This is a genomic window from Parendozoicomonas verongulae (assembly GCF_009711465.1).
GTDB lineage: Bacteria > Pseudomonadota > Gammaproteobacteria > Pseudomonadales > Endozoicomonadaceae > Sansalvadorimonas > Sansalvadorimonas verongulae.
In genome coordinates, this window is the sequence record NZ_SMME01000164.1 from 1 (window position 1) to 315 (window position 315).

At 49.8% G+C, this 315-nt stretch carries 1 protein-coding gene; it reads left to right on the forward strand.

The genetic code is table 11. The annotated features are described in order from the left end of the window. Window positions 1-69 precede the first annotated feature (69 nt). On the forward strand, window positions 70-315 hold a 246-nt coding region (locus E1189_RS24225; protein ID WP_230459802.1), incomplete at its 3' end, for a hypothetical protein.

Consider the following 315-nt stretch of genomic DNA (forward strand, 5'->3'; position numbering starts at 1 on the left):
CTGATAGCTGAGAGCTCTACCTGCTCCGTAACTCCCAGCAAAGTTTATTCCCCGTCAGCGGCAGATGACGTGATAGTAACAGGTGAATCCGTTGATGGATTTCCGTTACCTTTTAACTCTGAGATCCGCGCCTGGGAAATTCACTGCCGGAAAGTTGTCAAACAAGAGATTGAAGAGGTTTATGAAACTGCGTCAACAGTCCCAGATGATTTGGACAAAGATAGTCCTGCACCGGCAATAGACGTATTGAGCCAAAATGAGAAGGGGACAGTACGTCGAGGAAGACGGAACACCACCTGCCCCTGCGGTGCCACC